This window comes from Gordonia sp. NPDC058843 (genome assembly GCF_042743165.1).
In the GTDB taxonomy this organism is placed as follows: domain Bacteria; phylum Actinomycetota; class Actinomycetes; order Mycobacteriales; family Mycobacteriaceae; genus Gordonia.
On sequence record NZ_JBHYNC010000005.1, the window covers coordinates 133,514 to 152,528 of the forward strand.

Sequence of the window (19,015 nt, forward strand, 5' to 3'; positions counted from 1 at the left end):
ACAACCTCACACGCATCACTGCACAGGCGGGTCCGACAGGTCGGGTTCGCCGGCGAGTCCCAAGTGGCTTCGACTCGGCTCCTCGCTGCGCTCGGTGCCGGCTCAACCAGCGGGGGTTGGGTGCCGGCTCAACCAGCGGGGGGTCGTCTCAACCAGCGCGAGTGGCGTTGGAGACCGGCGTGATCGGGAGCCGCAGCGCGCCGGGGGCGTGAGCGGGGACCGTCGGACGGACCGGCTCCACCGGCTCGACCGGGCGGTACGACGCACCGAGCTCGGGACGCGGGTCGGCCTGACCGGCATTCGGCCACATCGCGAGTGCGCGTTCGGCCTGCGCGGTGATGGTCAGCGACGGATTGACGCCGAGATTGGCCGAGACGGTCGCACCGTCGACGATGTGCAGGCCCGGATGGTTGAACACGCGGTGATACGGATCCACCACGCCATCCTGAGCCGACCGGCCGATCGAGCAGCCACCCAGGAAGTGTGCGGTCATCGGGATGTTCAGCAGGTCGACGACGGAGCCGCCTGCATCGCCGTCGATCTCGCGTGCGACGGCGCGCACGGCCTCGTGTCCCTCCGGGATCCAGGTCGGCGGGGGATCGCCCTCGCCCTGCTTGCTGCGCAGCATCGGACCGAAGCGGCCCCGGCGGGAGAACAATTCGAGCGAGTTGTCGGCGGTCTGCATGACCAATGCGATGATCGTGCGCTCCGACCAACGGCGTACCGACAGGCCGCGCAGCGTGATCACCGGATGTCGAACCATCTCGATCAGCGCCTGCAGCAGGCGTGGCAGTGGACCGCCGCCGTCGACGAGGATGGCCTGCAAGAGGCCGATCAAGTTGCTGCCCTTGCCATATCGCACCGGTTCGATGTGGGTGTGCGCGTTGGGGTGGAACGACGACGTGATCGCCACGCCTTCGGTGTAGTCGATGTCGAGATCGCGGGCAGTGGCGGCCAGAACCGCCTCGGAGTTGGTGCGGACCACCTTGCCCAGGCGCGACGACAGCCCGGGCAGGTGGCCGCCCTGCTGCATGTCCAGCAGCAGCTTGTTGGTGCCGTACGTGCCGGCGGCGAACACGACGTGATCCGCGGTGACGGTGCTGCGCCCGCGGCGCGACCAGCGACGACCGGACCGGTGTGAGCCGACGACGTACCCGCCCTCCGGTCGCGGGCGGACGGAGTCCACCGTGGTCATCGGAATGACCTCGGCGCCCGCCTGTTCGGCCAGGTAGAGGTAGTTCTTGACGAGCGTGTTCTTCGCGCCCACCGGGCAGCCGGTCATACACGCGCCGCAGTCGGTGCAACCGGTGCGCGCGGGTCCCGCACCACCGAAGAAGGGGTCGTCGACGGTCTTGCCCGCCTCGCCGAAGAACACGCCGACGGGGGTGTGGACGAAGGTGCCCCCGGCGCCCATCTCCTCGGCGACCTTGCGGAACACCCGGTCGGCCGGCGTCACCTTCGGATATGTGGTCACGCCCAGCATGCGCGAGGCCTGGTCGTAATACGGGTCGAGCTCGGATGCCCAATCGGTGATCGATCCCCAGTGCGGGTCGTCGAAAAAGGCCGGGAGCGGGCGGTACAGCGTGTTCGCGTAGTTGAGCGAACCACCACCGACTCCGGCACCGGCCATGACGAGGACGTCACGGAGCAGATGCATGCGCTGTACGCCGAAGAGGCCGAGCGCGGGCGCCCAGACGTAGTCCTTGAGGCGCCAGCTCGTCTTGGGTAGATCGCTGTCGGCGAAACGCCGTCCGGATTCGATGACCGCGACGCGGTAGCCCTTCTCGGTGAGTCGCAGGGCCGCGACCGAACCGCCGAAACCGGAGCCGATGACGACGGCATCGTAGTGTTCGGGGACAGGGTTGGAACTCACGGTGCGACGGTCCTCTCGGTGTCGGATTCGGTGTCGGATTCAGTTGCGCTGGAAGTGGTGTCGGATCGGTCGAGGGGTGCGGCCGCGACGGGGATCGCGTCGTCGAAACGGTGGTCGGTGGGGTCGAACGACGACATCATCCGGCGGAAGTCGCTTGTGAACTTCGGCCACATGACCGAGTTGCGCCCGGTGGAATCGAGATACCAGCTCGAGCATCCGCCGGAATTCCACACGGTCCGTTCCAGTTCGGGGTCCAGGTCCGCGTTGTAGCTCTCCTGCGCGGACTCGGTGACCTCGAAGGCCGAATGACCGTTGCGCGACAGCTCGGAGATGGCCTTGCTCATGTAGTAGGCCTGGGGCTCCAGCATGAGCACGATCGAACTGTGCCCGAGGTTGGTGTTGGGCCCGTACAGGAAGAACAGGTTCGGGAAGCCGTGCACCTCGACCCCGCGGTAGGCGCGCGGCGACCCCGCCCATGCCTGCGCGAGGGTTCGGCCGTCGCGGCCGGTGATGGCGTGTGCGATGGGAGGCTGTGTCGGCGTGAAACCGGTCGCGAAGACAACCGTGTCGAGTTCGTGTTCCCGACCCGCGTCGTCGACGGCGCCGCGCGCGGTGAGGCGGGTGATGGCCCCGGTGACGGTGGCGTTTTCCCGTTGCAACGCCGGGAACCACTTGTTGGTCAACAGCATTCGCTTGCACCCGATGGTGTAGTCGGGGGTGAGCCGGCGACGCAGCGCGCGGTCACGCACCTGGATCCGCAGCTGTGCCAGCGCGATGGTCTTGGCGATCGGGAGCAGCTTGGGATTGCGGGCCATCATGAGGACGTAGGCCTCGCGATAGGTCCACACCATCCGCCGCACGAGTCGGTGGACACCGGGCACGCGGCGATAGAGCGCGCGTTCGAGCGTGCCGATGTTGCGGTCCATACGCGGTACGACCCAGGCGGGTGTGCGCTGGAAGACCGTGAGATGTCCGACCTCGTCGACGATCTCGGGCACGATCTGAATCGCCGACGCGCCGGTGCCGACGATCGCGACACGGCGACCGCGGAGATCGTGCGAGTGATCCCACTGGGCGGAATGGAACACGGTGCCGGTGAACTCGTCGGCACCGGCGACCGGCGGCAGCCCCGGCTCCGACAGTGCGCCCGGTGCTGCGACCAGATAGCGGCAGCGGATCTCGCCATTCGTCGTGGCCACGACCCATTGCTGCGTCGTACCGTCCCAGCGCGCCGAGGTCAGGGCGCAGTTGTACCGGATCTGGTCGGCGAAATCGGCTGCGACCGAACGTAGATAGTGGTGGATCTCGTGGCGCCGACCGTAGGTGTTGGACCAGTCCGGGTTGGGCGCGAACGACAGGGAGTACAGCGACGTCGGAACGTCGCAGGCCGCACCCGGGTAGTCGTTCTCACGCCAGACGCCGCCGGCGCCGTCCGCGCGTTCGATGGCGAGGGTCTGCAGCTGTGGATGGTCGGTACGCAGCCGATGGAGTGCGGCGAGTCCGCCGAAGCCGACGCCGACGACGAGGACATCGACGCGCTGCGGCAACGTGCTTGGACGCAGGGGATCAGGACTGAGTTCGGTCATGGGTCAGCAGTTCCTTCCAGACGGGCAGGAGATGGTCGAGTAGAGCGCGGTCGGCGTCTGGCGATCGCAGGATGCGCGAGACCGCGAGACCGCGGGCGAGTTCGATGGAGAGCTCGAGTTCGGCAGTGGTGTATCGGTCGCCGAACAACTCGGCGCAACCCACGGCGAGCGCGTCGGACACCTGCTGTTCGAGCGGGATGATCGCGGTCCGCAGGCCGACATCGCACCGGGCGGCGACCCACAATTCGAGTGCGGCGTCGAACAGCGGGCCGCTGAACGCCTCGATGAGGATCTCCAATCCCTCGTCACCGGTGCGCGGACGGGACAGGATCTCGGCGAGACGACGCTCGACGAGGTGCCCAACCGCCGCAACCACCAGGGACTCCCGGGTGGGGAAGTGGTGCAGGAGCGCGCCCCGCGAGATGCCCGCGCGGCGGTTCACCTCCTGCGTCGTGGTGGCTGCGTAACCGACGTCGACGAGGGCATCGACCGCGGCGTCGAGAATGAGCGCACGCGTGGTCGCGGTGCGTTCGGCCTGCGTGCGTCGGCGCGGGGCTCGGGTGGGCTCGGTCACATCGGCGACGATAGCACAAACAGTCCGGACTGCTTGTAAGTTTTCGTATAAGTCGCCGACCTGGCAGGCAAGTGCGATGTCGTGATTGTCCACTCCGTACGATGTCCGAGACGCAAGGGAACCCGGTGAGAATCCGGGGCTGTCCCGCAACTGTGACCCGACCTCGATCGGGAAGCCAGATCGCTTGCGTCTTCGCGACCCACGAGGATGGACATGAAAAATTCAAGATCGACAGCTGCGCACGCAGCTCCCGTATTCACCCGGCGCGGGCTGCTGCGCGGAGCCGGCGGGATCGCCGGCCTGGCCGGACTCGGTGCGGTGGGGCTTCTCACCGGTTGTGCCGACCGGCCGAGCCCGGCAGGCGCCCCGAGCGGGGGCACCCCGGTCCCGGGCGGCACGCTCCGCGTGGTCTTCGCGGGGACCTCGGCGACCGCCGATGTGCTCGACCCGCACGTCGTCGGCCACTCGGCCGGCGGAGCGCTCTCCAAAGCGGTGTGGGATCACCTCGTCGACTACAACAACGATCTCACCCTCGACTATCGGCTCGCCGAGTCCCTGGAACCGAACGCTGACGGCTCCCAGTGGCGGATGGGGTTGCGCCGCGGCGTCGAATTCAGTGACGGTTCACCGTTCACGTCCCGCGACGTGATGTGGAGTCTCGAGCGCATGCTCGACGAGGAGAAACCGTCGGCCGGCGACCTGGACATCATCGACTTCTCCCGCACCCGCCCCGACGGTGACCACGCCGTCGTGGTGTCGATGAAAGAGCCTGTCGCGGACTTCGGTTCGGTCCTCGCCGGCTGGTACGTCTACGTGATCAAGTACGGTACAACCGAATTCACGCCGTCCTCGCTTCCGGTGGGGACCGGCCCGTTCGTCCTGCAGTCGTGGTCGCCGGGTGACCGGTCGGTGCTGACCCGTAACGACAAGCACTGGGATCGGCGGCCGCACCTCGAGGGGCTGGAGATCCTCCAGGTCGCCGAAGCCGACGCCAGGTTCAACGCGTTCGGCTCGCAGGAGGCCGACGTCGTCTACGAACTGTCCCCGGCGCAGGGCAACATCTTGCGATCGCAGTCCGACGTCTACCTCGTCACGCCGCCGGTGGGCACGATGAGCTCGTTCACGATGCGCACCGACCTCGCGCCGTTCGACGATCCGCGAGTGCGGGAGGCGCTCAAACTGGCGGTGGACCGGCAGGCGATGGTCGACAAGGTGTACTACGGTTTCGCCGAGGTCGGCAACGACCTGTACGGCAAGGGTGCGCCGTTCTACGCCGACATGCCGCAACGGTCGTACGACCCGGAACGGGCTCGACGCCTGCTTCGGGAGGCGGGCAAGGAGAACCTCGTCGTCACCCTGCACACCGCGGACGTCAGTCCCGGCCAGTTGGAGTCGGCGACCCTGTTCGCCGAGCAGGCCAAGGCCGCCGGGATCACCGTGAACCTGGCCGTCGAGCCGGGCGACACCTACTTCTCCCAGGTCGTCGGGTCCAAGCCGCTGACCCAATCCGGTTGGTGGAACTACAGTCTCGACTACTTCTACGGGCAGACTCTCACCTCGGATGCGCCGGCCAACGCGACCGGATGGCGCCGTCCCCAGTGGGACGCGACCTTCGCCCAGGCTCGCGCCGAGATGGATCCGGCTCGTCGCGGGGAGCTGTACCAGGAACTGCAGGACGAACTCTGGAACGACAGCGGCTACCTCGTCCACAGTTTCGCCTTGCAACCGACGGGCGTTCGCAACACCGTGCAAGGCATCACCGACGGGGTCCCCGGCACCGGACAGTGGGCCTCCTTCACGGGCACCTGGCTCCAGCAGCGCTAGGCGAGCCGTGTTGCGGTATGTCGCGGGCCGACTCGCCGGGGCGCTGGCCGTGCTTGTCGTGGTGGCGGTGTCGATCTTCGTGCTGTTCGAACTGCTGCCGGGTGATGCGGCCACGACCCGGATGTCGAGAGGTGCCGCGGGCCAGGCGGATCCGGCGCAGGTGGCCGCGCTGCGGGCCGAGTTGGGACTGGACCGTCCGGCGTTCGTGCGGTTCGTCGAGTGGGCGGGTGGCTTCCTCTCCGGCGACCTGGGGGTCTCGCAGCTCTCAGGCCGCCCGGTCGCCGAGATCCTGGACGGGCGCCTGGCGAATTCGGCCGTGCTCGCTGTCGTCACCGTCGTCGTCCTCGTGCCGGTGGCGTTGGCGATCGGCGTGGCCGCCGGCGCGCGGCCGGGTTCGCGATGGGACAGGTTGCTCAGTACCGCGGCGCTCGCGGCGGAATCCGTTCCGGCGTTCGTGGTCGGGGTCGTACTCATCGCCTGGGTGGCGATCGGGATGGGTGTGCTGCCCGCGGTCTCGCTCGTACCGGCAGGCACCTCGGCGCTCGACCGTCCGGAAGTGCTGGTACTGCCGGTGATGTGCCTGCTCATCGGGCTCGCGCCGCATCCCGTGCGACTCGTCCGTGCGCAGATGGCGGAAACGATGCGCACGCCGTACATCTCGGCGGCACGCGCGAACGGGGTCGGCGAGTTCCGTCTCGTCGTGCGCCATGCGGCACCCAACGCGATCTCGGCGTCGGTCCAACCGCTGGCCGGAGCTGTCGTCGGGCTCGTCGGCGGCATCGCGGTCATCGAGATCGTGTTCGCGTATCCGGGTGTGGCGCATGAACTCCTGCGGGCCATCTCCGGACGCGATCTGATCTTCGTGCAGTCGGTGGCCGTGCTGCTGGCCGCGTACGGACTCCTCGTCTACCTTCTCGCCGACCTCGTGGCGCTCGGATCGTCGCCGGCTGCGCGTGCCGTCATCGGACGGAGGCGTTCATGACTGACCGATCCCGCCGGCTCGTCGGCCCCGCGGTGGTGTTGGCCGTCCTCGTGATCGTCATCGTGCTCGGGCCCTTCGTCGCACCGTTCTCGCCGACCGCGACCGCATCGGTGCCGTTCGAGCTACCGTCGTCGACTCATTGGCTCGGTACCGATTTCGTCGGACGCGACGTGATGTCGCGGATTCTGCACGGCGGCTACCGGCTGGTGCTGATGACCGCGGTCGCGCTGTCGGTGTCGTACCTGCTCGGCGTGTTGCTCGGTGTCACCGCGGGGATCTCGCGGGGGCTCGACGGTTGGGTGATGCGCCCGGTGGATGCCATCACCGTCCTGCCCTGGTTTCTCCTGCTCGTCGTCATCGCGACGACGATGGGGAAGGGGCCGGTCGCGGTGTGCCTCACCGTGGGAGTAGCCACGATCCCGTGGGTGGCGAAGGTCGTGCGGACGGCGACGATCGAACTGATGGACGCGGGGTTCGTGGAGGCCGCGATCTCCCGGGGCGAGACCCTGCGGTGGATCGCGATCGCCCAGGTGCTGCCGAATCTGCGACCGGTGTTGCTGGCCGACGCCGGAATTCGGGTCTCGGGAACCATCGCGCTGGTCACCGCCGGCAGCTTCCTCGGCCTCGGAGTGACTCAGCCGCAACCGGACTGGGCGTTGATGGTCACCGAGAACAAGGGTGGCATGGCGCTGACCCCCTGGCCGGTCGTCCTGCCTGCCGCCTGCATCGCAGCGCTGGTGGTGTCGGTGAACCTGCTCGTCGACCGGATGGTCGAGCCGGCGCCGGGTGGTCCGCGGAAGCGTTCCCGGCGGCCGGCACGCGGCGCGCCGGATCATTCGGATGCCACAGTCGGCAACCCGATCTCGGTCTCAGGTCTCACGGTGGCGGCGCCGGACGGGACGACGCTCGTCGAGATCGATGCCCTCGAGGTCAGGCGGGGGGAGACCCTGGCCCTCGTCGGACCCTCCGGTGCCGGGAAGACCACAACGGCTTTGGCGCTCGTCGGCGCGCTGCCGCCTGGTCTCGTCGTCACCGGGGGCGTCGGCGTGAACGCATCGCCCGGCAGCGGCCGGCGGCTCGGATACGTACCGCAGGACCCCGGGACCTCGCTCAACCCGTCCATGCGGATCGGTTCCGCGCTGCGAGAGGTTCGACGCGCCCATCGGCTTCCTCGTGACCGGAGCACCGAGATCCTGCTCGCCGAACTGGGATTGCCGACGGACCGAGAGTTCCTCCGTCGGTATCCGGCTCAGCTGTCCGGGGGTCAGCAGCAACGAGTTCTCCTCGCGATCGCCCTGCTCGGCTCGCCCGGAGTGCTCGTACTCGACGAACCGACGTCCGGTTTGGACGCGACCACCGCCGACGACCTCGTCGGAGTACTGGACCGCGTCCGCACCGGGCGCACCGTCGTCATCATCACCCATGACCTGCAACGCATCTCGCGTGTCGTGGATCGGGTGGTGATCCTCGACCGCGGGCGGATCACCGGCGAGCGCCCGGTGAGTGAGCTGCCCGCGCCACCCGACCCGACGCGGACGTCGGCGCCCCGGTTGGTCGACGCGGGTCCGCGCGTGACGGTGCGCGACCTCAGCGCGGCTCATGGTCGCGACACCGCCCTCCGCGACGTCTCATTCGACATCGGCCGGGGAGAATGTGTGGCGGTCGTCGGGCGTTCCGGTGCGGGGAAGTCGACCCTGGCGCGGTGTCTGGCGGGCTTGCACCCTCCGACCGGAGGTGAAGTGGTACTCGACGGCACGCGCCTGGCATCGACCGCCCGTCGTCGCCGCCTCGATCATCGGCGTTCGATCAGCATGGTGTACCAGAATCCTCGACGGAGCCTCGACCCTCGGCGGACGGTGGGTCAAGAGCTGCGCCGGGTCCTGCTGGTACTACGAGGTCTCGACGGCGACGCCGCGGACCGCGAGATGGCATCTCTGCTGGCGGCGGTCCACCTGGGCCCGGAGATGCTCGATCGCCGTCCCGGCGAACTGTCCGGCGGTCAGATCCAGCGGGTGGCGATCGCACGGGCACTCGCGGGTGACCCGGACGTGCTGATCTGCGACGAGGTCACCTCGTCGCTGGACGCGGCCTCCACCGACGCCGTCCTGACGATCCTCGAGGAGTTGCGTGCCGCCGAAACGTCGGTGTTGCTGATCTCGCACGACGCGCGGACCGTACGCCGGATGGCAGATCGAGTCCTGACGATGGTCGACGGCCGCGTAAGTTGGACGGCATGCGATTCGGACTCTTCATTCCGCAGGGCTGGCGTCTCGATCTAGTGGGTGTGGAACCCGCGGACCAGTGGGGGGTGATGTCGTCGGTCGCCGACCGCGCCGAATCGGGTGGCTGGGACTCGGTCTGGGTCTACGACCACTTCCACACCGTCCCACTGCCTACCGATGAGGCGACTCACGAGGCGTGGACTCTCGTGGCTGCGCTCGCAGCCACCACCAGCCGGGTCGAGATCGGGCAGATGTGCACCGCGATGAGTTATCGCAACCCGATGTACCTGGCCAAGGTGGCCGCCACCGCAGACCTCATCTCCGGTGGTCGCGTGCAGATGGGCATCGGCGGGGGTTGGTACGAACATGAGTGGCGCGCATACGGTTACGGGTTCCCGTCGGCGGGGGAGCGACTGGGGCGGCTCGACGAGGGCGTGCAGATCATGAAGCAGGCCTGGGAGACCGGACGGGCGACCCTCGACGGCAAGTACTACACCGTCGACGACGCCATCTGCGCCCCGCAGCCCACCGCCGGACGGTTGCCGCTGTGGATCGCCGGCGGTGGGGAGAAGAAGACCCTGCGGATCGCGGCGAAGTACGCCGACTACACCAACTTCGACGGCACGCTGGACGGCTTTGCGCACAAATCGACAGTGCTGCAGCAACATTGTGCCGACCTCGGACGCGACTTCGAGTCGATCACCCGGTCGGCCAATTACAACGTCATGCTCGGGGAGACCGAGGCCGACGTGGAGCGCAAGCTCGCCGACCTCGAAGCACGGTTGAGCACAACCGTCGGCCCCGAGGCCGCCGCAGGCAGCCTCGGAGCATTCCGGGGCATGCCCGCCGTCGGTACTCCGGAACAGGTCGCGGAGAACCTGCGCGGCCTCGCCGACGCCGGTCTGGCATACGGGATCTGCTACTTCCCGAACATCGCCGTCGACCGCGAAGACCTCGAACTGTTCGAGGAGCGGGTGATCCCGGCGTTGCGCTGAGCAGGGCTGCCCCACCCGCTCGCCGAGTCTGTCGAGGTCACCAAGTGGTTTCGACTCGGCTCCTCGCTTCGGTCGGTGCCGGCTCAACCAGCGGGGGGAGGCCTGTTTCAACCAGCGGGGGATGCCTGGCTCAACCAGCGGGTGGTTCAGCGGGGGAGGCCTGGCTCAACCGGCCGGGCATGAGTCACAGCCTGCGGAGTCGCTCGGCGGCCTCGGCGATCACCTCGTCGCGCTTGGCGAAAGCGAAGCGCAGCAGGTGGTGCCAGGGTTCGCGCTCGTCGGTGAACACACTCACCGGCACCGCGGCGACACCGATGCGTTCGGGTAGGGACCGGCAGAATTCGACACCGTCGTCGACCCCGAGCGGCCGCGGGTCGGCGCAGACGAAATATGTTGCTTCGCTTCGGTGTACAGCGAAACCCGCATCGGTCAGGGCGGTCGAGATCAGGTCGCGCTTGGCCTGCAGCGCTGCTGCCGACTCGCGGACCCAGGTCATCTCGTGATCCAGGGCGTGCGCGACCGCGGGCTGGAACGGTCCGGAGCCGACATAGGACATGTACTGCTTCGCCGTGCGGGCTGCGGCGATGAGATCGGGCGGTCCGCTGACCCAGCCGACCTTCCAGCCGGTGCAGTTGAAGGTCTTCGCGGCACTCGAGATCCGTAGCGTCCGTTCCCGCATGCCCTGCAGCGTCGCGAGCGGGGTGTGGGTCCGTCCGTCGAAGACGAGGTGTTCATAGACCTCGTCGGTGACGGCGACGACGTCGTGCTCGACGCACAGCCGCGCGATCTCGGCGAGATCGCCGGGCGAGAGGACCGTTCCCGTCGGATTGTGCGGACTGTTCACCACCACCATCGACGTCTTCGGACCGAAGGCGGCTGCGAGCCGGTCGCGATCCAGGCGGAAGCCGTCTCCGTCGGGGATCAGCGGCACGACGCGCCGCACACCACCCGCCATCGCGACGGTGGCCGCGTAGGCGTCGTAGTAGGGCTCGATCATGATGACCTCGTCACCCGGTTCCACCAGGCCGACGACGGCACCCGCGATCGCCTCGGTCGCACCGACCGTGATCAGCACCTCGCGGTCCGGGTCGTAGTCCAGTCCGTAGAGGTCGCGCTGTTGCCGTGCAACCGCGTGCCGCAACTCCGGCACTCCGATGCCCGGTGGGTACTGGTTGCGGCCGTCGGTGATGGCTCTGCGAGCCGCATCGAGCATCGACGCGGGCCCGTCGGTGTCGGGGAAGCCCTGTCCGAGGTTCACCGCATCGTGTTCGACGGCCAGCGCCGACATCTCGGCGAAGATCGTCGTGACGAACGGACGAAGGCGGGTGGTTGTCCTGTCCTCGAATGACATGGATCCCACAGTGGCACAGGTGCACTCTGCGAGGACACCCGACCTGTCGGTGAATGGCGGGTTCACCGACCCCGTCCCGGCGTACGATCCGTGCATGAAAGACCCAGCAAAGGTGAAGAAGCCCGCCGGACGGGTTCGTGTGTCGGCAGCGATCATGGGGTGCGCTGCGCTGTTTGTCGTGACGGCCTGCTCGTCGGTGGAACGCGTCACCAACAATGTCTCCGAGCCCTCCGACGTCGCGATCGGGGAGTGTGTCGAGGTGCGCGAAGCCGACGGCAGCTCCACTGTGGAGGCGACGAAGACCGACTGCGACGGGGAGGGGATGACGTTCGTCGCCACACAGGTGATCTCCGGTGAATGCGGCGAGTTCGAGAACTATCTGACGTTCCCGGAGACCCCCGACAAGCTGTGTCTCATGCCGAACTTCGCCGACGGGCAGTGCTACCAGATCCCGCAGTCGGCGGGCGGATCGCTCGTCGACTTCGCGAAGATCGACTGCGCGGGCAGCGCGGAATCCGGATCGGCGATCTATCGCGTCGACGCCAGCGGCGACGGCTCGCTCGAATGCAACGAGGAACAACTCAAGGCCACCTATGACGAACCGGAAGCGCGCGCGTTCTGCATGACGTCGGTAGGCGACGCCTGACGCGAGGAGGAGCGATGCCCCGCAACCCCGGCGAGCACTTCGCCGGCTACACCATCATCCGACTCGTCGGTCGAGGCGGTATGGGTGAGATCTATCTTGCGAGGCACCCACACCTGCCGCGGAACGAAGCGCTGAAGGTTCTGCCCGCCGATCTCAGTCGCGACCCGATGTACCGGCAGCGCTTCGTCAAGGAGGCCGAGCACGCCTCGAGCGTCGTCCATCCGTCGATCGTGACGATCTTCAACTCCGGCGAATACGACGGTCACCTGTGGATCGCGATGGAGTACATCGACGGCATCGATGCACTGAAGCTGCTCCGTCAGAACCCGCGCGGCCTCGACACCGCGACGGTCATCGCCATCGTGCGTGCGGTCGGTGCTGCGCTGGACCGGGCGCACGCGACGGGGCTCCTGCATCGGGACGTCAAACCGGCCAACATCCTGCTCCAGGGCGTGGGCGGTCCCGAGCCGCGAGTGTTGCTCGCGGACTTCGGGATCGCCAAGTCCGAACAGGACGTCAGTCACCTCACCTCGACCAACGTCTTCCTCGGCACCGTGGCGTACGCCGCACCCGAGCAGCTGCTCGGCGATCCGGTCGGTCCGCGCGCCGACCAGTACGCGCTCGCGGCCACCGTCTTCGAACTCCTCACCGGTCGGCCGCCGTTCCAGGGCGCCGGCACCGCGTCGATCATCGCCCACCACCTGCAGTCGATGCCGCCGCGCCCATCGACCCTCCGACCGGGTATCTCGGCCGCCGTCGATCCGGTGTTCGGTCGCGCACTCGCGAAGGAGCCCGACCGCCGGTACGGTTCGTGCCGCGAGTTCGCGGCCGACCTCGAACGTGCGCTGAGCGCCCCGCAGTTCTCCAAGGAGCCGACGGTGCGCGCCCCGTCACCCGTGCCGCAGCCCGTGTCACCTCCGGTTCCGGCGCCGCCGCCGAATCATCCGCTTGGGCCGCAACCGTATTCGCCGTACCAGTCGCATCCCGGTACGCATCCCGGTGGGTATCCCTCGCAGGGTGGCTTCACGCCGCCACCGCCGAAGAGCCGGTCCGGTCTCCTGATCGCGCTGGGCTCGCTCGCCGTGATCCTCGTTCTCGCGATTGCCGCCGGCGTCGTGTACGTCGCGACGCAGGTGTCGAGCGCACCGACCGCGGGCGGTGACTCGACATCGAGATCCACCGCGGCCGCCGGCCCGGAGACCACCACCTCCGGCGCCGGGACCTCCGTGCCACGTACCACCGACAGCACGACGTCGGCGGTGAACGGGCCGGGAGACGTGCAGGTCGGCGAATGTATCGGCATTGCCACCGAATCCGGCTCGTCGACGAGTGTGAACGCGTCGAAGGTCGACTGTGACTCGGCCGGTCTCAACTTCTACACCGCGTCGAAGATCGCTTCCGCGACGTCGTGTGCGAGCCCGCAGAATTCGACGCTCACCTTCCCGGGCAGCACCGACAAGCTTTGTCTCACACCGAATTTCTACGAGAACCTGTGCTACCTCGTGCCACTCTCGGGTGGTTCGCTCGCGGACTACCGCGAAGCCCCGTGCGCGAGTTCCGCGACGGCGCAGACCGTCCTTGCTCGCGTCACGACGCGGTCGGACGCGTCGGTGAGCTGCTCCGGCGACGAGACGAAGTGGTTCTTCTACGAACCGGAGTCGATCGGGTACTGCCTCGTCGAGACCTGAGCTGACCCTTCGTGGCTCGTCGCTTACGCTCCTCGCACCTCAGGGAGCGGTGGGGCGTCGCTTACGCTCCTCGCACCTCAGGGAGCGGTGGGGCGTCGCTATCGCTCCTCGCACCTCAGGGAGCGGTGGGGCGTCGCTTACGCTCCTCGCACCTCAGGGAGCGGTGGGGCGCTCAGTCCGCGGAGGTGGCGTCACCGATCGTCGGGCCGAGGAGGTCGTCGGCGTCGGTGATGCGGTAGGCGTAACCCTGCTCGGCGAGGAACCGCTGGCGGTGCGCCGCGTAGTCGGCGTCGAGGGTGTCGCGGGACACCACCGAGTAGAAGTGTGCTTGTCCGCCATCGCGTTTCGGGCGCAGCAGCCGCCCGAGTCGCTGTGCCTCTTCCTGGCGTGAGCCGAAGGTCCCCGACACCTGTACCGCGACCGAGGCCTCGGGGAGGTCGATGGAGAAGTTGGCCACCTTCGACACCACGAGGGTCTGCAGTTCGCCCGTACGGAACCGGTCGAAGAGCACCTCGCGCTCCTTGTTCTTGGTGGAGCCCTGGATCACCGGGCAGTCGAGTTCACGCCCGAGTTCCTCGAGCTGATCGATGTAGGCGCCGATGACCAGGGTCTGCTGGCCGCGGTGCTTGTCGAGGATCGCCTTGACCACGTTGACCTTGGTGTGTGCCGTCGAGCAGAGCTTGTACTTCTCCTCGGGTTCGGCGACGGCGTACTGCAGACGTTCCTCATCGGTCAGCGTCACGCGGACCTCGATGCAGTCGGCCGGAGCGATCCAGCCCTGCGCCTCGATGTCTTTCCACGGGGCGTCGTACCGCTTGGGTCCGATGAGGCTGAAGACGTCACCCTCGCGACCGTCCTCGCGGACCAGGGTCGCGGTGAGGCCGAGTCGACGACGCGACTGCAGGTCGGCGGTCATCCGGAAGACGGGCGCGGGGAGTAGGTGGACCTCGTCGTAGATGATCAGGCCCCAGTCGCGGGAATCGAACAGGTCGAGATTGCGGTACTCGCCCTTCGACTTGCGGGTCATCACCTGATACGTCGCGATGGTGACGGGACGGATCTCCTTGCGCTCACCCGAGTACTCGCCGATCTCCTCCTCGGTGAGAGAGGTGCGCGCGATGAGTTCACGTTTCCACTGGCGCCCGGCGACCGTGTTGGTGACCAGGATCAGCGTCGTCGCGCCGGCCTTGGCCATCGCCGCCGCGCCGACCATCGTCTTGCCGGCACCACAGGGGAGGACCACCACGCCCGAGCCACCGGCCCAGAACGAGTCGGCCGCCATCTCCTGGTAGTCACGCAGCTGCCAGTCGTCCTGGGCGAGCTCGATGGCGTGGGCCTCGCCGTCGACGTACCCGGCGAGATCCTCGGCGGGCCAGCCGACCTTCAGCAGCACCTGCTTGAGCCGGCCGCGCTCGGACGGATGCACGATGACCGTGTCGTCGTCGATACGCGCGCCCAGCATCGGCGCGATCTTCTTGTTGCGCATCACCTCGATCAGGACCGCCTGGTCGAGGCTGACGAGGGTCAGCCCGTGTGCCGGATGCTTGACCAGCTGCAGTCGACCGAACCGGCCCATGGTGTCGACGACGTCCATCAGCAGCGGCTGGGGGACCGCGTAGCGCGAGAACGTCACGAGCGCGTCGACGACCTGTTCGGCGTCGTGACCTGCGGCTCGGGCGTTCCACAGCGCGAGCGGGGTGACCCGGTAGGTGTGGACGTGCTCGGGGGCACGTTCGAGTTCGGCGAAGGGTGCGATCGCCGCGCGCGCCGCCGCGGCGTCGGGGTGATCCACCTCGAGCAGCAGCGTCTTGTCGGATTGCACGATCAGGGGTCCGTCGGTCACCCGATCCATTGTCCAGAAAGCCCCGACGGTTGTCAGCGTCGGGCCTGCTCTGTGACGCGCGAGACCCTGCGAGAGTCAGAAGACGGGGATGCCGAGCTTGCGGCGAAGACGCAGATCGAGCAGGTTCAGCCGGAAGATGCCCCGCAGGACCGGGGCGACGACCGGGTCGACGAGACGGAACCCGGCGAGCGCGCGCTGGTACCGACGCTCGTCGCGTTCGGTCCAGCGCCAATTCATCAGCTCGCGGAACTCCGGCGGCAGCCCGGCCTTGATCGCGTACGCAAGCGACGGTCCGAGCGTGACGTGCGCGAGAGTTCCGAGCGGGCCCACCCGGTACTCGAGGAAAGACAGGTCGGCGAGGCTGCGGAGCTCGTCGCGGACCGGGTCGTCGATGCGCAGCGCGGCCAGTTCGGCGTTCCAGTAGACGAGCAGATCGTCGTAGGTCGACGGCCATTTGTCCCGGGGCACGTTGAGCGCGGTACCCAGCGGGTGCGCTTCGGTGAGCACCATCTGCTTCTCCCCGGCGCTCAAGGGGCCGTAGAGCAGTTCGTACTGGTCGATGAAGTATTTGAGCAGGCACACCGCGACCCACAGCTGCAGACGCGAGTCGTTCGCGCTGTAGCGGACGGGACTCGTCGCGGTCGAGTACACCTGGTCGTGGACGTGACCGACGGCCTCGTGGACGTAGGCCTTGTCGTCGTCGGTGCCCATCAGCGCGACGGCGAGGAACGTCCCGGTGGTCCGCCCGCGTTTGATGGGGCGCTTGATCGCGTTGCCTGACGGCACCCGGCTCTCGTGGACGCCGTAACCGACCTTCGGGTTCGCCAGCTGCATGATCACGTTGGCGACCGAGAGGGACGGCCCGATGGCGGTCACGAGATCAACCGGCCGCTTCACCCGGCGGCGGCGCGGCGCCGGTTTCATCCGCGTGACGAGGTCGTGCTGATAGGTGTCAACGGGCCCACCGGATTGCCCTCGTACAGGGAGTTCGCGCGCCGCGGTCATACTCGAGCGTACCAAGGATGAGACGTCCATCACAGGATGTCTCTACCGCGGGGATTCAGGCGTCGAGGAGCTCGACGCTGGTGAGCCGATGCAGCGAGAAGCGCTGCTCGTCGTCGCTGCCCTCCTCGACGGCGACGAGTTGGCCCGCGCCGAGGATCTTCGGCGTCACCACGTGCCGGCTCGCCGAACCCTGTGCGTTGACATATCCGACGCGCAGCCTGCGGTTGGCGCGGAGGGCGAGCTGGATGAGCGCGGTCGCGGATTCGCCCCCACCGGTCGCCCGGACCGGGGTCGTCGTGGCGGTGCCGCGAACCGGTGTCGCCGCGGCTGCCCGGTCGGTGGAGCGGATGCGGGTGACCACCGATCGCAGTTGCGCCTCCGACGGCGCGTTGCGGCGCGGCTGGCTCTGCCGCCGGGCCCGCGACACCGTGACCCGGCTGCCCCGGTCGCGCAGATCGACCAGGGCCCCCGACGAATCCTCGCCCGCCGGAGCGAATCCCGCGGCCCGCAGCCGATCGATGACGTCGCGGACCTCCGACGGTGACACCGCGACCGTGGGGGCCAGCGCGCGGAGCGCGAGCGGTTCGGCGGCCGCACTGCGCAGCACCGCGGCCAGCACCGTCGGGTCCTCGCACCGGATGAACGCCGACGCCACACCCACCCGCAACTGGCCGTGCTTCCGTGCCACGTCTTCGATGAGGTACGTGAGTGATTGCGGCACCGGGGTTCTCGAGTGTGTCGTGAACATCGAGAGCAACTCGTTGCTGCTGCGGCCCGCATCGAGTGCCCGACGCACGCTCTCCGGCGAGACCCGATAGACCGACGCCGCGCCGCCCGACTCGAGATCGGCGACGAGCTCCACCTGTTCGGCGAGTTCCGATGTCATCGGGCCGGGGACGGTCAGCGTCAGATCGGCTTGCGTCAGGAAGTGGTCCACCGGTTCGGGCAGGGCCTTGCGCATCGCGGCGAGCACGGCGGCGTCGACGTCCGCGGGGTCGGAGTCAGGTGATTCCTCGACGGTGTACGCGCGACCGACGGTGGTCAACGCGTCGTGCGCGACGAGCCCCAACTCTCTTGCCTCACGGAGTGTTTCGGTGACGACGCGGCGACTGAAACGGCGGATCTGGCGGGGGCGGTGCCAATGGAGGTTGGCGAGGACAGTGTCGGCAGGCACGCCCACCGCGGCGCCGGCGTCGGCGAGCGTGGACAGGATCAGCTGACGTTGCACCGGGGCGTACGCGTCGTGCAGGTCGGCGGCCAGGGTGGCCAGTGCGTTGCCGTCCCGATCGGGTTCGCCGACCTGCCAAGCGCGGCGCGGCATGTGCATCCACGCATCGGCCAGTGCGAGCCACTGGCGCTCCCGCGGTTGGTGCAGCCACGTGTCGGCGGTGGACGTGGGGGCGAAGAACTGCTCGCCGGAGTCGTTGGGCGGCGCGGGTTCCGGGAAACCGGCGTCGATGAGCCGCAGGTAGGCGGCGAGCTCGATCAGGAACGCGACCCGTTGCGTCTCGAGACCGGTCAGCTTCGCCAGACGACGGAGCTCGCGCACGCCGAGCGCGCCGGAACGGAGCACGGCCGCCGGTGTCGCCCCGAGTACCGTGATCAGCTGGGTGAGGTGCCGGATCAGCTCGAGCGCCTCGCCGCCGGCAGCAGCGTCGACCGCCTTGGCGCCGAAACGTGGTTTGGCGCGCGGGTCGTGCAGCGGAGGCGGCGTGAGAACGTCTGTGTGCCAGTGTGGTTCGTCTCGAAGCGCGGCGCCCACCATCGGTGGGAGTTCGACGGTCAGATTGTCGATGCGGGCGAGCAAACCCGACGAGATCAGTTGCGCGACGGGGGAAGACGGATCGGCGTCGGGATCCGCATCGCGACTTCGGCCGAGGGCGGGGCCGCGCGCCAGGGTCTGCAGCAGCCCGAGGGAACGTTCGTCGAGATCGGCGATCATCGCGGCGATCTCCTCGCCCGAACGGCCGACAAGCGGTCCGGTGAGGTGCTTGGCCTTCCACGGCATCGCGGCATCGACGTGCTCACCCGTGCACAGCGAGGCATCCTCACCCCACAGGATGGCGCGGCGCCTGAGGAGATCGATGCGGGTACGGACGGCCTCGGCGTCGGCTCGTCCGGACAAGGCCTTGACGATCGTCGCGACCGACGGGCGCCTGGTCTTCTTCGGACTGCGGGCGTGGCGGGCGACGACCTCCTCGAGCACCGCTACCGCGAGGACGTCGAGATCGTCGCCCGCCAGGGACAGCGACGCCGCTGACAGCGCACGCTGCGCCAGCACGCGGGTACCCGACGGTGTCGGTGAGGCGAGATCGGGGCGCTCGAGGAGGAGCTCGGTCAGCGCATCGTCGGAACGCGCGGCCAACTCATCGGCCAGGCCGGTGTGCTGGTCATCCGAACTCATTCGATCGAGCTTACCGGGGCCT

Annotated in this window: 13 protein-coding genes and 1 riboswitch; of the genes, 6 read left to right on the top strand and 7 right to left on the bottom strand. The window is 68.3% G+C overall.

Annotated elements, in window-relative coordinates; genetic code table 11:
• Positions 1 to 148: 148 nt before the first annotated feature.
• From ACFW3F_RS05685 to ACFW3F_RS05695, 3 genes are read right to left on the bottom strand one after another with little or no spacing between them, the layout of a single operon-like run.
• A complete protein-coding gene (locus tag ACFW3F_RS05685; RefSeq protein ID WP_388055171.1) occupies positions 149 to 1,873 on the bottom strand; it encodes a GMC family oxidoreductase N-terminal domain-containing protein in 1,725 nt (574 codons plus the stop codon).
• Positions 1,870 to 3,459, bottom strand: a complete 1,590-nt coding sequence (locus ACFW3F_RS05690) for a flavin-containing monooxygenase (RefSeq protein ID WP_388055173.1) — start codon at positions 3,457 to 3,459, stop codon at positions 1,870 to 1,872. The genes ACFW3F_RS05685 and ACFW3F_RS05690 overlap by 4 nt, the downstream gene beginning before the upstream one ends.
• Positions 3,440 to 4,033, bottom strand: a complete 594-nt coding sequence (locus ACFW3F_RS05695; protein ID WP_388055175.1) for a TetR/AcrR family transcriptional regulator — start codon at positions 4,031 to 4,033, stop codon at positions 3,440 to 3,442. Before ACFW3F_RS05695 ends, ACFW3F_RS05690 begins: the two co-directional genes overlap by 20 nt.
• 66 nt (positions 4,034 to 4,099) lie before the next feature.
• Positions 4,100 to 4,236: riboswitch (cobalamin riboswitch) on the top strand.
• 10 nt (positions 4,237 to 4,246) lie between these two features.
• Between ACFW3F_RS05695 and ACFW3F_RS05700 the strand changes: the two genes are divergently transcribed.
• The 4 genes from ACFW3F_RS05700 to ACFW3F_RS05715 are packed head-to-tail and all read left to right on the top strand — an operon-like array spanning position 4,247 to position 10,056.
• The gene (locus ACFW3F_RS05700; protein WP_388055177.1) at positions 4,247 to 5,857 is read left to right on the top strand and encodes an ABC transporter substrate-binding protein; all 1,611 of its coding nucleotides are present in this window, start codon (positions 4,247 to 4,249) and stop codon (positions 5,855 to 5,857) included.
• Positions 5,858 to 5,864: 7 nt separating this feature from the next.
• Positions 5,865 to 6,839 carry an ABC transporter permease gene (locus ACFW3F_RS05705; RefSeq protein ID WP_388055179.1) on the top strand — a complete coding sequence of 325 codons (975 nt, stop codon included), beginning with the start codon at positions 5,865 to 5,867 and terminating at the stop codon, positions 6,837 to 6,839.
• Entirely contained in the window at positions 6,836 to 9,118 is a 2,283-nt protein-coding gene (locus ACFW3F_RS05710; RefSeq protein ID WP_388055181.1) for an ATP-binding cassette domain-containing protein, read from the top strand. The genes ACFW3F_RS05705 and ACFW3F_RS05710 overlap by 4 nt, the downstream gene beginning before the upstream one ends.
• Positions 9,073 to 10,056: an LLM class F420-dependent oxidoreductase gene (locus ACFW3F_RS05715; protein WP_388055183.1), complete on the top strand. Its 984-nt coding sequence runs from the start codon at positions 9,073 to 9,075 to the stop codon at positions 10,054 to 10,056. Before ACFW3F_RS05710 ends, ACFW3F_RS05715 begins: the two co-directional genes overlap by 46 nt.
• A 184-nt stretch (positions 10,057 to 10,240) precedes the next feature.
• Here ACFW3F_RS05715 and ACFW3F_RS05720 read toward each other — a convergent pair whose 3' ends face one another.
• On the bottom strand, positions 10,241 to 11,407 hold the full coding sequence (locus ACFW3F_RS05720; protein WP_388055185.1) for a pyridoxal phosphate-dependent aminotransferase: 1,167 nt from the start codon (positions 11,405 to 11,407) through the stop codon (positions 10,241 to 10,243).
• A gap of 94 nt (positions 11,408 to 11,501) precedes the next feature.
• Here ACFW3F_RS05720 and ACFW3F_RS05725 point away from each other — a divergent pair, with 94 nt between their 5' ends.
• Both ACFW3F_RS05725 and ACFW3F_RS05730 read left to right on the top strand, forming a co-directional pair.
• Positions 11,502 to 12,053 carry a pyridine nucleotide-disulfide oxidoreductase gene (locus tag ACFW3F_RS05725; RefSeq protein WP_388055187.1) on the top strand — a complete coding sequence of 184 codons (552 nt, stop codon included), beginning with the start codon at positions 11,502 to 11,504 and terminating at the stop codon, positions 12,051 to 12,053.
• A gap of 14 nt (positions 12,054 to 12,067) precedes the next feature.
• Positions 12,068 to 13,741 (top strand): protein kinase, encoded by a 1,674-nt coding sequence (locus tag ACFW3F_RS05730; RefSeq protein WP_388055189.1) that lies wholly within the window; start codon positions 12,068 to 12,070, stop codon positions 13,739 to 13,741.
• A gap of 172 nt (positions 13,742 to 13,913) precedes the next feature.
• Here the strand turns inward: ACFW3F_RS05730 and ACFW3F_RS05735 are convergent, their stop codons facing one another.
• From ACFW3F_RS05735 to ACFW3F_RS05745, 3 genes are all read right to left on the bottom strand, one after another.
• The gene (locus tag ACFW3F_RS05735; protein ID WP_388055191.1) at positions 13,914 to 15,584 is read right to left on the bottom strand and encodes a DNA repair helicase XPB; all 1,671 of its coding nucleotides are present in this window, start codon (positions 15,582 to 15,584) and stop codon (positions 13,914 to 13,916) included.
• A gap of 75 nt (positions 15,585 to 15,659) precedes the next feature.
• Complete coding sequence (locus ACFW3F_RS05740; RefSeq protein WP_388055193.1) at positions 15,660 to 16,589, bottom strand: oxygenase MpaB family protein; 930 nt, start codon at positions 16,587 to 16,589, stop codon at positions 15,660 to 15,662.
• Positions 16,590 to 16,644: 55 nt separating this feature from the next.
• Complete coding sequence (locus ACFW3F_RS05745; RefSeq protein WP_388055195.1) at positions 16,645 to 18,993, bottom strand: helicase-associated domain-containing protein; 2,349 nt, start codon at positions 18,991 to 18,993, stop codon at positions 16,645 to 16,647.
• Positions 18,994 to 19,015: the final 22 nt, after the last annotated feature.